Annotated in this window: 11 protein-coding genes; 4 read left to right on the top strand and 7 right to left on the bottom strand. The window is 71.7% G+C overall.

The window, feature by feature from the left end:
• Nucleotides 1-470 (bottom strand): sirohydrochlorin chelatase (locus AWZ10_RS36440; protein WP_208618615.1); only part of this gene is annotated, 470 nt, incomplete at its 3' end.
• 330 nt (nt 471-800) lie between these two features.
• Between AWZ10_RS36440 and AWZ10_RS36445 the strand changes: the two genes are divergently transcribed.
• Complete coding sequence (locus AWZ10_RS36445; protein WP_408996035.1) at nt 801-1,412, top strand: SanA/YdcF family protein; 612 nt, start codon at nt 801-803, stop codon at nt 1,410-1,412.
• Between the two features lie 104 nt (nt 1,413-1,516).
• Here AWZ10_RS36445 and AWZ10_RS36450 read toward each other — a convergent pair whose 3' ends face one another.
• Nucleotides 1,517-2,035, bottom strand: coding sequence for a hypothetical protein (locus AWZ10_RS36450; protein ID WP_234360736.1), 519 nt, complete (start codon nt 2,033-2,035; stop codon nt 1,517-1,519).
• A 339-nt stretch (nt 2,036-2,374) separates the two neighbouring features.
• On the opposite strand from AWZ10_RS36450, the gene AWZ10_RS36455 reads away from it, so the two are divergent.
• Nucleotides 2,375-4,501 carry a molybdopterin oxidoreductase family protein gene (locus AWZ10_RS36455; RefSeq protein WP_060893154.1) on the top strand — a complete coding sequence of 709 codons (2,127 nt, stop codon included), beginning with the start codon at nt 2,375-2,377 and terminating at the stop codon, nt 4,499-4,501.
• Between the two features lie 450 nt (nt 4,502-4,951).
• Nucleotides 4,952-7,276, top strand: a complete 2,325-nt coding sequence (locus AWZ10_RS36460; RefSeq protein ID WP_060893155.1) for a glycoside hydrolase family 36 protein — start codon at nt 4,952-4,954, stop codon at nt 7,274-7,276.
• An 80-nt stretch (nt 7,277-7,356) separates the two neighbouring features.
• On the opposite strand, the gene AWZ10_RS36465 is transcribed toward AWZ10_RS36460, so the two are convergent.
• The 5 genes from AWZ10_RS36465 to AWZ10_RS36485 all read right to left on the bottom strand — a co-directional run bounded on the left by AWZ10_RS36465 (nt 7,357) and on the right by AWZ10_RS36485 (nt 11,024).
• Nucleotides 7,357-7,818: a gamma-glutamylcyclotransferase family protein gene (locus tag AWZ10_RS36465; protein WP_060893156.1), complete on the bottom strand. Its 462-nt coding sequence runs from the start codon at nt 7,816-7,818 to the stop codon at nt 7,357-7,359.
• Between the two features lie 151 nt (nt 7,819-7,969).
• Nucleotides 7,970-8,431, bottom strand: a complete 462-nt coding sequence (locus AWZ10_RS36470; RefSeq protein WP_046706606.1) for a hypothetical protein — start codon at nt 8,429-8,431, stop codon at nt 7,970-7,972.
• A gap of 20 nt (nt 8,432-8,451) precedes the next feature.
• On the bottom strand, nt 8,452-9,393 hold the full coding sequence (locus tag AWZ10_RS36475; RefSeq protein WP_060893157.1) for a TIGR03943 family putative permease subunit: 942 nt from the start codon (nt 9,391-9,393) through the stop codon (nt 8,452-8,454).
• On the bottom strand, nt 9,390-10,523 hold the full coding sequence (locus AWZ10_RS36480; protein ID WP_408997570.1) for a permease: 1,134 nt from the start codon (nt 10,521-10,523) through the stop codon (nt 9,390-9,392). The genes AWZ10_RS36475 and AWZ10_RS36480 overlap by 4 nt, the downstream gene beginning before the upstream one ends.
• A 60-nt stretch (nt 10,524-10,583) precedes the next feature.
• Complete coding sequence (locus AWZ10_RS36485; RefSeq protein WP_234360734.1) at nt 10,584-11,024, bottom strand: SsgA family sporulation/cell division regulator; 441 nt, start codon at nt 11,022-11,024, stop codon at nt 10,584-10,586.
• Between the two features lie 366 nt (nt 11,025-11,390).
• Here AWZ10_RS36485 and AWZ10_RS36490 point away from each other — a divergent pair.
• On the top strand, nt 11,391-12,252 hold an 862-nt coding region (locus AWZ10_RS36490; RefSeq protein WP_119582367.1), incomplete at its 3' end, for a sigma-70 family RNA polymerase sigma factor.

A 12,252-nucleotide genomic window follows, 5' to 3' on the forward strand; every position in this document is an offset into this window, starting at 1 on the left:
GTGCGCCACCCGGCCTCGACGAGGCGGGTGTGCAGGGCGTCCACGAGGAGGGGGTGCGGGCCGAGGGGGGCGGCCAGGCGGGTGCGGGCCTCGGCGGCCGCGGCCATCTCGGGGATGTCCTGCTTGACGTGGTAGCCGCGGCTGAGGAGGAGGGGGACGAGGACGGCTTCCCGGTCGCCGAGTGCGGCGAGGGTGTCGGGGAGCAGGGGCTCGTTCAGCTCGATGTGGCCGAGGTGCACGGCCAGGCCGGGGCGCTGCTCGCGGACGCGCTCCATGAGGGTGCGTACGGTCGCCAGGGCGCGCGGGTCGCGGCTGCCGTGCGCCACGAGGACCAGCGCGGGCGGGGCCTGGCGCCGGGTTCCGTTGCGGGAGACGAGGCTGAGCTGGGAGGCCAGCTGGTCACTGATCAGGTTCATGATGTGCGCCGTACTGTCGAGGTCCGCGTTCGACTTGCTCGTCGTCGCCGTCATGTACCGATGGTGCCGGGGGGAGGTTGCCTCCCCGTTGCACGGTGGTGACGGGTGTTTTCCGGCGGTTCACCGAGCGCCTCGGGGGTGTGTGAACCGCCACGACCTGGCGTTTCGACTCGTTCGAGTGAAGCTTGTCACCCTGGGCGATGAACCGGAGCGATGCGAATGACGTCTTCGTTGGTCGGAGAGGCGGGCGCTGTCGGGCCCGTCGGAAACACCCAGGACACATATGGGGTCGACGAACGGGGGTGGGCCGCCGTGAGGCGTGTCGGGCGGGTGATTCGGCTGCCGCGTACGCGGGCGGGGCGGCGGCGGGCCGTGCAGGCGGTGATGCTGCTGTGCGCGCTGGCGCTGCTGCCCTCGACCTGGATGTTCACGGCGGCCGGCGACCGGCTGCGGACCACGGCCGACGTGCCGCGCACCGAGGTCGCGATGGTCTTCGGCGCGGGGCTGTGGCAGGGCGAGCCGTCCCCGTATCTCGCGCGCCGGCTGGACGCGGCGGCCGAGCTGTACCGGTCGGGCCGGATCAAGGTGGTGCTGGTCACCGGGGACAACAGCCGCGAGGAGTACGACGAGCCGGACGCGATGCGCGGCTACCTCACCGACCACGGCGTGCCCGACGACCGCATCGTCAGTGACTACGCCGGGTTCGACACCTGGGACTCCTGCGTCCGCGCCAGGAAGATCTTCGGCGTGGACCGCGCGGTGCTCATCAGCCAGGGCTTCCACATACGCCGGGCGGTCGCGCTGTGCCAGGAGGCGGGCGTCGAGTCGTACGGGGTCGGGGTGCAGGACCGGCACGACGAGACCTGGTACTACGGGGCCACCCGTGAGCTGTTCGCGGCGGGCAAGGCGTCCCTGGACGCGCTCTTCGAGCCGGACCCCCGCTTCCTCGGTCCTGAGGAAACGGGGGTCTCGAAGGCGCTCGCGTCGGCCGGTTAGCGCTCACGTCGGCCGGCTGGCGATCGCGTCGGCCGGTCAGCGCTTGATCAGGCCGGTCGGCGCTTGAGCCGGTCAGTGCTTGAGCCGGTCAGTGCTTGAGCCGGTCAGTGCTTGACGGTGCCCCAGGTGCCCTGGTCCACGGCGCAGCCCCACTTCTTGCCGTCCGTGGTCTTGCCGTAGACGGCGAACTTCACCTCGTACAGGTCGGTGCGCAGCATGCGGGTGCTGACCTTGAAGGCGGCGCTCTTGCCCGGCTTCAGGGTCTTGGCGGCGACCTTGACGATCTGGTTCGTCTTCTGGGTGATCTTGGCGCCCTTGGTCGTCACCGTCGCCTTGCCGAAACGGAGGCTCTTGGTGTTGGTCACCTTGAGGCTGACGTCCTTGAAGGTCACCTTCTTGCTGGAGTTCGTGAGGCCGAACCGGAGACCGCCGTTGGTCACCCAGTTGTTGTTGTCGACGTAGAACTTCTTCAGGTAGGTGATCTTGATCGGGCAGCTCGCGGCGGCCTGTGTCTCGACGCCTGCCTGCTTCTCGACGGACGCGGCGGACGCGGCACCGGCGAAGCCCAGCTGGGCGGCGGTGAGAGCCCCGGCGGCCCCCAGGACGGCGACGGTGGTGCGCATACGGTTCACGGTGTTTCCTCTTCCCCCTACGGCCCTCGCACGGGCCACGTGACAGGACGTACGCCACAGGGAGCTCACGGCACGACCCCCGCTGTCTGTGGCGCCCGTAGTTCTTAACACGCAAGGGCCGAACACGTGGACGGTAAGCGCTTGAACGGCCGCCTACGGTGACAGAACTGCTACATCGACGCACCCTGCGTTCACCACGGCGCCGGGCCCGTTCACCACGGCGCCGGTACCGCTCCTCACGCCGGGTCCGGGCGCGCCGGGAGGTCCCCGTGCCGGTCGCGTAACGGGGAGCGTCCCGGCGCGTAACACGCCCGCCGCACGCTGAACGGTATGCAGAACTCCGCGACGCCCACCCACTGCCCGTACTGCGCCCTGCAGTGCGGAATGAACCTGACGCCCGGTGCGGACGGGTCCGACGGTGTCGTAGTGGTGACGGAGCGCGCGGACTTCCCGGTGAACCGGGGAGCGCTGTGCGGCAAGGGCCGTACGGCGCCGGCGGTGCTCTCGTCCCGGGTCAGGCTGACCGGCCCCTTGGTCAGAAGGGCGGGCGTCCTGGAACCCGCCTCCTGGGACGAGGCACTCGACCGGATCGCGGAGGGGCTCACCCGCACGCGTACGGAACATGGTCCGGACGCGTGCGGTGTGTTCGGCGGCGGCGGGCTGACGAACGAGAAGGCCTACGCGCTCGGCAAGTTCGCGCGGGTGGTGCTCGGCACCTCGCAGATCGACTACAACGGCCGCTTCTGCATGTCCTCGGCGGCGGCCGCCGGGATGAAGGCGTTCGGGCTCGACCGGGGTCTGCCGTTCCCGCTGGAGGACATCCCGAAGACCGGGTGCGTCGTCCTCGTCGGCTCCAACCTCGCGGAGACCATGCCGCCGGCGCTGCGCTATCTCACCGAGCTGAGGGAGAACGGCGGCAAGCTGATCGTCATCGATCCGCGCCGCACCCGTACGGCCGAACAGGCCGACCTGCATCTGTCCCCGCGCCCCGGCAGCGATCTCGCCCTGGCCCTCGGCCTGCTGCACCTGATCGTGGCCGAGGGGCGGACGGACGAGGAGTACATCCGCGAGCGGACGAGCGGATGGGAGGAGGCCCGGGCGGCGGCCATGGCGCACTGGCCGGAGTACGTGGAACGGATCACGGGGGTGTCCGTTCCCGAACTCCGCGAGGCGGTAGGGCTGTTCTGCGAGCCGGAGCACGCGATCGTGCTCACCGCGCGCGGGCCCGAGCAGCAGTCCAAGGGCACGGACACCGTCGGCGCGTGGATCAACCTCACGCTGGCGACGGGCCGGGCCGGACGGCCGCTGTCCGGGTACGGCTGCCTCACCGGGCAGGGCAACGGGCAGGGCGGACGCGAGCACGGCCAGAAGGCCGACCAGCTGCCCGGCTACCGCAAGCTGGTCGACCCCGAGGCCCGGCGGCACGTCGCCGAGGTCTGGGGCGTGGACCCGGACAGCCTGCCCGGGCCGGGCCGCAGCGCGTACGAGCTGCTGGACGCGCTCGGCGGCGACATCAAGTCCCTGCTGCTGATGGGATCCAACCCGGTGGTGTCGGCGCCGCGTGCCGCGCACATCGAGGAGCGGATCAAGTCCCTGGACTTCCTGGCCGTGTGCGATGTCGTGCTGTCGGAGACGGCGGCGCTCGCGGACGTCGTGCTGCCGGTGACGCAGTGGGCGGAGGAGACCGGCACGACGACCAATCTGGAGGGCCGGGTGCTGCTGCGGCGGCAGGCGATCACCCCTCCCGACGGCGTCCGCAGCGACCTGGAGGTCATGCACGAGCTGGCCGACCGGCTGGGCGTGGAGAAGGGCTTCTCGACCGACCCCGAGGAGGTCTTCGAGGAGCTGCGCCGGGCCAGCGCGGGCGGGCCCGCCGACTACTCGGGGATCACCTACCGGCGGCTGGCGGAGGAGAACGGGGTGTTCTGGCCCTGCCCCGCACCGGCCACCACACCGGCCACCGACGTGCGCCCCGTCCCGCCCACCGAGGCGCACCCCGGCACCCCGCGCCTCTTCCTCGACCGGTTCGCCACGGAGGACGGCCGGGCACGGTTCGTGCCCGTGACGCACCGGGCGGCGGCAGAGGAGCCGGACGCCGAGTACCCGGTGCTACTCACCACCGGACGCGTGGTCGCCCAGTACCAGTCGGGCGCCCAGACCCGGCGGGTCGACGAGCTGAACGCCGCCGCGCCCGGCCCGTTCGTGGAACTGCACCCCCGGCTGGCCGAGCGGCTCGGCGCGGCGGAGGGTGACCCGTTGGCCGTGGTCTCGCGGCGGGGGCGTGCCGTGGCCCCGGCCCGCATCACGACCGCCATCCGCCCCGACACGGTCTTCATGCCGTTCCACTGGGCGGGCGAGGGCCGCGCCAACACCCTCACCAACCCCGCCCTCGACCCCACCTCCCGCATGCCGGAGTTCAAGACGTGCGCGGTACGGGTGGAGACGTTGGGGAAGTGAGGCCGGGACCGGGGACACGGCCGTGTTCGGGCCCGGACCCGGGAGAGGGCACAGACCCGGGCGAGGGCACAGACCCGGGCGAGGCAACGGACCCGGGAGAGGGCCAGAAAACGAAGCGGGGTATCGGGTCGGCCTGAGCAGCGGCTCGGAGGACCGTCAGTAGGGTTGCCGCGTCCTCGGTGGCCAGGACGGTCTCGCTCCGGGCGACAGCCTTCGTGCGGAGGGCTCCTCGTGCTCACGGCTCTCGTGGCGTCGGCGCGGCGGTGACCGCGGTGCCGTCGGTCTGGGTGGTGCGGTCGTGAACACCATCGGCACCCGGCCTGCTTGAACATTCATGCTTTCCTGTACGTAGATCCCGTGTGGTTGTCCCGATGTTTCGCAGAGGATGAGAACAGCGGACGCACAGCTCGCCGTGAACACTTGGGAGTACAGCCGACCCGGGGGGATCGCATGCCGCAGCACGACAGTCACCAATGGACCGACTCGTTCCCGTGGAGCCTCTCGTACCGCTGGGGCCACTCCGCGCTGACCGCCGACTTCGACCTGAGCGGCGACTCGCCCCGGCTGCTGCGCGTCCGCCACCCCGGCGAACCCGAACCGGGCCCCGAGGAGGTCAAGACCGACCCCACGCTGCCCCTGGTGGACCTGGTACTGCTCGGCGAAGGGACCGGCTGGGCGAGACCCCGCTTCACCGGCACGGCGATCGGCGGCCGCCTGAGATACCGGGCGCACCACTCCACGGACGGCGCCACGCTCGACCCAGCGGCCGGCCCAGCTGTCGGCCCTGCGGCCGGCTCCGCGTCCGGCCCCGCCGACAGCGGGGGATGGCACCGGCTGACCTTCGAACTGCACGACCCGGCCAGCGGGTTGACCGCGTTCGTCGAGTACGCCTCACCCGACGGCATCCCCGTGCTGCGCTCCCGGGTCCGGCTGCGCAACGACGGCACCGAGGCGGTCACCGTGCGCTCCGTCGGCAGTCTGCTCCTCGGCGGGCTCCCCTCCCCCGACGAGCTGTCCGTCTTCCGTGCGCGCAACGACTGGCTCGCGGAGTGCCGTTGGTACGCCGAACCGCTGCGGGACTCCGTGCCCGACATCAACCACGAGGTGCACGGGGGTACCGGCCACGCGGCGGCACGCCTTGCCGGGCGCGGCAGTTGGCCCACGGACGGGCATCTCGCGATGGGCGCGCTCCAGCACCGTACGGACGCGCGCAGCTGGCTGTGGCAGATCGAGTCGGCGTCCAGCTGGGTCTGGGAGGCCGGGGAGTCGGCGGGCCGGACGTACCTCGCGCTCGGCGGCCCGACCCACGACGAGCACCAGTGGCGCGAAGTCCTGGAGCCGGGCGCCGAGTTCACGACCGAGTGGGCCGCCCTCGCGCTGGGCACCTGCTTCGACGGCGCCCTGGCCGCCCTGACCTCCTACCGCCGCGCCGTACGCCGCCCCCACCCGGACCACATCCGGCTCCCGGTGGTCTTCAACGACTACATGAACACCCTGATGGGCGACCCGACCACCGAGAAGCTGCTGCCGCTGATCGACGCGGCGGCGAAGGTGGGCGCGGAGTACTTCTGCGTGGACGCGGGGTGGTACGACGACGGGGAGAGCGGGGGGAGCGGCCCCTCCGGGGAAGGCGGGGACAGCGGAGAGCGCGGCGAGGGCGGGGGAAGCGGGGAGAACGTCGAGTCGGAGAACCCCGACTCGCCCGGGGGCTGGTGGGACAGTGTCGGCGCCTGGCTGCCGTCGGCGCGGCGCTTCCCCGGCGGTGGCCCCGGCGCGGGCATCAGGGTCGTGATCGACCGGATCCGGGAGCGCGGGATGGTGCCGGGGCTGTGGCTGGAGCCGGAGGTCATCGGGGTCCGCAGCCCCCTCGCCGAGGAGCTGCCCGCCGAGGCCTTCCTCCGTCACGAGGACGGCTCCCGGGTGACCGAACAGGGCCGCCACCAGCTGGACCTGACCCACCCGGCGGCCCGCGCCCACCTCGACGGGACGGTCGACCGCATCGTCGGCGAGTGGGGCGTCGGTTACCTGAAGCTCGACTACAACATCACCACCTCGGCGCCGGCCCATCTCGCCCACTCCCGGGCCTGGCTGTCCTGGCTGTCCTCGGCCCTGGACCGCCACCCCGGTCTCGTCGTCGAGAACTGCGCCTCCGGCGGCATGCGCATGGACGGCGCCTCCCTCGTCGTGGCCCAGCTCCAGTCCACCTCCGACCAGCAGGACCCCCTGCGTTACCCACCCATCGCCGCCTCCGCCCCCACCGCCGTACCCCCGGAGCAGGGCGCCGTCTGGGCCTACCCCCAACCGTCGTACACCGACGCGGAGATCGCCTTCACACTCGGCTCCGCACTGCTCGGCCGCATCCATCTCTCCGGCCACCTGGACAGGATGACGGACCATCAGCTCGGGCTGGTGCGTGACGCGTTGACGACCTACAAGTCCATTCGGGCCGACCTGCGCACCGCTCTGCCCTTCTGGCCCCTGGGCCTCCCGGGCTGGACGGACGACTGGATCGCGCTGGGGCTGAGACCGCCGGTCGCGGGCGCGGCCCCGGTGTACGTGACGGTGTGGCGCCGGGGCGGAGCCGCCGAACGGTCCTTCGCGCTACCGCACCTGGCGGACGGGAAAGGAGGGGACTCGGGCGACGTACGGGTGGAGATCCTGCACCCGGGCACGACGACGGGAACAGCCGAGTGGGACGGAACGGCGCTCCGGGTGAGCCTGCCCGAAGCCCGGTCGGTCCTGTTGTTGAGGCTGAGGCCGGCAGCCGCGCCCTGAAGGGGCACGGGGCCGTGTGGACACGCGGCTCCGCCGCGTGGGTACGATCAGCCGCGGACACCCCGCACCCGCCGACACTCTCAGTCTCCCGAGCTCCCGGACGCACGGCGGCGCCCTCCAGGCAGGCGGCACCAGTCCCCACCCTCGATCAGCTTCCCCCGCGCCCTCAATCCGGCGGCGACGGCCGGCGCGGCGACGTATACCCAGGCCCGTACGACCGTGCCGTCACCTCGGGTCGCCGCGCGTTCCACACGCTCGTAGAGGTTCGCGGGGTCGCCCGGGGCGTACTCCTCCAACTCGTCCAGGGTGCGCAGGAGTTCGGCGTACGACTCGGGCAGGGCGGTGACGAGTTCACCGGTCACCGAGGCCGCTCCCCCGCCCTCCTCACCGGTCTCCTCCACGGCGTAGGGGTACCCGGGGCCCTCGTACAGGGCCATGCCGCGCATCCGGGCCGGCTCCTCAGTGCGGGTGCGGCCGCGCAGGAAGAGGTCGTGGTTGTGCTCGCCGGGGCGGAGCGTGCCGTAGACGAAGAAGGGGAGCACCGTTCTCCTCTCCAACCGGGTCGGACTCTTCCGAGTGGGACGGATGTGGCGGGCGGGCCGGGGAAGCCATTGCGGAAACGATTCTCGACGAGTGGTGTGCGGTGCGGACCGTGAGGTTGGGCGTGAGGTGTGGGCGTGGCGGGTGCGTGCTTCAGCGCCGCGCCTGCCACCACCGCGTGAGGATCTCCACCTTCAGGTCGAACTCCTTGTCGACGAAGGATGTCGGGGTGTGCAGCGCGGTGCGGCGGCCGTCCGTGGTGTGGACGGTGATCTGGCGTACGCCGAGGACGCGACGGACCTCCAGGCGCCGGATGCCGGTCCAGGGGATCCGGCGACGCCGGGTACCGCGCACCACGAGGGCGTCCTCGGCCAGGATCACCTCGTCGTTGCGGCGCAGGACCGCGACGACCACGGTGGCCGTCAGCACCCCCGAGAGACACTGCCGCAGCGTGTCGCCTGTCATCGGGTCGGAGGTCAGGGCGAGGCCCGCGTACAGAAGCGCTGCGCCGCCCAGAAGCCCCAGCAGGACGGGCAGGACGGCCTGGAGCATCCCCGGCTTGTACGTGATCGTCTCGTGCTCGCCGCGGTCGATGGGCGGGGTGCCGGAAGGCATGGTGTCGGTGTTCCCGTCGGTCAGGGCATGGTGAGCGGGAGGCCGTCGGTGTAGCCGTTGGACGGCCGGGTGATCTTCTTGATGGTCTGGGCGTCGAGGGCCGCCTCGGCGGAGCTGGTGCCGAGGGTGCCGGAGGGGTGCCAGGTGCCGGTGAGGGTGACCCAGGTGTCGGCGGGCGGGGGCGGCGTGCCGTGGACGCGCACCTTCACGAACTGGGCGTCGGCGGCGCAGCAGCTGAAGATGACGCGGGTCAGGTACCAGGCGGCGGTTCCGTCACTGCCGTCATTGCCGTCATTGCCGTCACCGCCGTCACCGCCGTCGTCGCCGGAGGCCCCCTTGTCGGGGGTGACGAAGCCGGTCATCCGGACGGTGCGGCCGTCGATGGCCCGGTCGCGGTCCTGCTGCACGCGGCGGGCGAAGTCGGTGAGGGTGATGGGGAGTGGTGAGGTCGTCGGCAGGGGGTCGAAGTCGTCCTGTCCGGTGACCGTGACCGCCTTGGGGGCCTCACGGGAGGCGGTGTACGCGCCGATGGCCGGCGGGGCGTAGAAGAGCAGGCTCAGGGCGGGGAGGAGCAGGAGCCAGGCGACTCGGGGCGGGGTGGAGTGGTCGTGACCGTGGTCGTGGTCGCGACCGTCGCCGTGGGTGTCCTGGCCTCCGCGGTTGTCGTGGTCGTCCTGGCCATCGCGGTTGTGGCGGTCGTCCTGGTCATCACCGTGGTCGCGGTCGCCGTGGTCGTCCTGGGCGCCTCGGCCGTCGTGGCCTTCCCGTTCGTCCCTCCCGCCCCGTCTCCACAGTGACCAGGCCTCCGCCGTGCCGAGCACGAGCAGCAGCGCGCCCGAGGCGACGAGGAGGGGGTACATGCCCTCCTTGACGTATCTCAGGTAGTGGTCGGTGAGGAGGGTGGCGTGGAGGAGGCCGAGACCGCTGAGGAGGAGAAGGAGCGCCTGCAAGGGTCGTTTCACAGCAGGACGGCTCCGATCAGGACGCTGCACAGGATCGCGACGACGACCGTCGCGGCGGAGAAGCGGACCGCGAAGGCCCGGCCGAAGGTGCCCGTCTGCAGGGCGATCAGCTTCAGGTCGACCATGGGTCCGACGACCATGAACGTCAACCGCGCGGTGGGTGAGAAGCCGGTGAGGGACGCGGCGACGAAGGCGTCGGCCTCCGAGCACACCGAGAGGAGGATGGCGAGGGCGGCGAGGAACAGCACCGACAGCCAGGGCGAGTCGGCGAAGGTGTCGAGCACGGTGCGCGGGACGAGCACGTTGAAGGTGGCCGCGGCCATCGCGCCGACGACGAGGAAGCCGCCCGCGTGCAGGAAGTCGTGCTGGAAGCCGGTCCTGAACTCGTTCCAGCGGCTCTGCCCGGTCCGGTGTCCCGTCTGCCGCGCGACCGGTTTGAGCCACTCCGCACGCCCCAGCCAGAGCCACAGCCAGCCCATCCCGGCGGCGGTGACGAGCGAGGCGAGCAGCCGGGCCAGCACCATTTCGGGGCTGCCGGGGAAGGCGATGGCCGTGGCGGTCAGGACGATCGGGTTGATCGCGGGCGCCGACAGCAGGAACGCGAAGGCGGCGGCCGGGTCGACCCCTCGGCGGATCAGACTGTGTGCGACCGGCACCGACGCGCACTCGCAGCCGGGCAGGATCACCCCGGCGGCACCGGCGACCGGGACCGCGAGCGCCGGCCTTCTGGGCAGTACCCGGGTGAACACCCGAGCCGGTACGAACGCGTTGATGGCACCCGACAGGGCCGTACCGAGCAGCAGGAACGGCAGCGCCTGCACGGTGATGGAGAGGCACACGGTCCGCCATGCCTGTACGGCCGGGTCCTCCATCCACCGCCCCACGGCGAACAGCACGACACCGGGGACGACGGCCGCGCCGATGAGCAGCAGGGGCCAGTGACGTGGCCAGGTGTGGCCGGGGGTGGCGTCAGGGTCGGCGCCGGCGTCAAGGTCGGCATCGGTGACGGGGTCGGTGACGGTGTCGTCGCGAGCCGCCTCGTGGACGACCACGGGTATCTCCGGCTCGGCCGGCGCCCCCTCAGGCCCGGCCGTCACCGCCTCTTCGGCCGGTTCATCTGTCTTCTGCATGCCCACTCCGAATATCCGGACGATCGGGTCGAACATAGCGGGCGCTCCGGGCGGGGCGCCTCAGACCCCGCCCAGCAGGGACGCGAGGCCGTCGTCGAGCGCCGGTGCCAGGTCCTCGCCGCCGAGCGCGACGACGGCGTTCGAGCGGCGCAGGAAGCGGCGGAGCGTGGGCGTGTCGAAGCGGATCATGGCCATGCCGTGCGGTGAGCGGAGTTCCACGACCGTGTGGGCCGGACCGCAGGGCCACAGGTGTACGTCGCCGATCCCGGCCGGGATGGCCAGCCCCTCCGCCAGCAGGGTGCGGGCGAACGTCCACGTCACGTTCGCGTCGTCGGCGGAGGCGCCGGCCGGGAAGTCGATGTGGACGGCGAGGGGGTCGTCCGGGGTGTAGCGCAGGATGGTGCGTACCGGGACCTCCTCGTAGTCGGGTGTGATCAGGCGGGCGCGGGCGCTCTGTTCGAGAGCGGGCGGCGTGGGCATGGTGGGCTGCGCGGGGTGCATGAGCGATCTCCAGTTCGGGCACTTCAGGTACTTCGGGTACTTCGGGTACTTCGGGTACCTCGGGCGCTTCAGGTACCTCGGGCGCTTCGGGCGCTTCGGCTTCTTCACGTGGCTCAGGCTCTTCGGATGCTCGGATACTGCGGGCTCGTGTGTTCGTCAGATGGTTCTTCGACCCCTCGGGCTCCGAGCCCATGGGTCTCATGCCGACACACCGACTCGACCGCGCCAAGACCCCCTGTATTACGCCGCTTTCGAAGTTACCCGCTGTGATGCGTGTCACTTTGCGTGATTACTTGAGATTTTTGTCATCGCTACATACAAAATCGGCCTCGTCCCATCAGCAGGCGACTGGAGAGCGTTCCTGCCATGACTGACGGCCTGTCTGCGTCCGCGACCGCCTCGTACACCCGGATCTACGAGGAACAGCACCCGCGCCTCGTCGCGTACGCCCGCTCCCTCACCAGGAACTCCTGGACCGCCGAGGACCTTGTCGCCGAGGCGCACTTCCGCGTCTGGCGGCGGCTTTCCGCAGGGCACGAGATCGACAACGTGCCGGCGTACCTGACGACGACGGTCCGGCACCTCGCGGCGGCGGCGGGCACCGCCACGCGGGAGACGCCGCTGGATCCGACGGCACCCGAGCGGGCCGAGGCCGATGTCCGGGTGGCCGATGGCGCCGACCCTGCCGAACAGGTCTCCTCCGTGGATCTGTTGGTGCGGGTGCTGGGCCAGCTGCCCGAGCGGTGGGTGCGGGCGCTGTGGCTGGCCGAGGCGGAGGGCCAGCCGCTGGAGACGGTCGGGCAGCGCATCGGCGCCAAGCAGGGCGCGACGGCGGTACTGCTGCACCGGGCGCGTGAGGGGATGCGCCAGGCCTTCCTGCGCGAGCAGCCCGGGGCGCCGATCGACCCGGCGTGCCAGGTGCGGTGGGGGCGCATGCCGGCGTATGTGCGCGGTACGGCGACCTCACGCCAGTCCCAGCAGCTGCTCAGCCACGTGGACGCGTGCGACGACTGCCGGGCACGGCTCGCGGTCCTGATGCGGACCAACGACCGGCTTCCCGCGCTCGTCGGTCCGGCACTCCTGGTGTTCGTCGTCGGCGGTGGCGGGGGCAAGTTGCTGCTCTCCCTCACGGCGGGTTCCGCCGGTACGGCCGCCGTGCTCGGTGGGGCGGGTGGGCACGGGGCCGGCCAACTGCTGCACGCGGTACGGCAGGCCACGACGGGCGGGG

The organism is Streptomyces europaeiscabiei (assembly GCF_001550375.1).
In the GTDB taxonomy this organism is placed as follows: domain Bacteria; phylum Actinomycetota; class Actinomycetes; order Streptomycetales; family Streptomycetaceae; genus Streptomyces; species Streptomyces europaeiscabiei.

Excerpts from the sequence above, each read along its gene's own strand:
- AWZ10_RS36445 (WP_408996035.1), top strand. The coding sequence starts at position 801 with ATGCTGCTGTGCGCGCTGGCGCTGCTGCCCTCGACCTGGATGTTCACG.
- AWZ10_RS36450 (WP_234360736.1), bottom strand. The coding sequence starts at position 2,035 with ATGCGCACCACCGTCGCCGTCCTGGGGGCCGCCGGGGCTCTCACCGCC.
- AWZ10_RS36455 (WP_060893154.1), top strand. The coding sequence starts at position 2,375 with ATGCAGAACTCCGCGACGCCCACCCACTGCCCGTACTGCGCCCTGCAG.
- AWZ10_RS36460 (WP_060893155.1), top strand. The coding sequence starts at position 4,952 with ATGCCGCAGCACGACAGTCACCAATGGACCGACTCGTTCCCGTGGAGC.
- AWZ10_RS36470 (WP_046706606.1), bottom strand. The coding sequence starts at position 8,431 with ATGCCTTCCGGCACCCCGCCCATCGACCGCGGCGAGCACGAGACGATC.
- AWZ10_RS36480 (WP_408997570.1), bottom strand. The coding sequence starts at position 10,523 with ATGCAGAAGACAGATGAACCGGCCGAAGAGGCGGTGACGGCCGGGCCT.
- AWZ10_RS36485 (WP_234360734.1), bottom strand. The coding sequence starts at position 11,024 with ATGCACCCCGCGCAGCCCACCATGCCCACGCCGCCCGCTCTCGAACAG.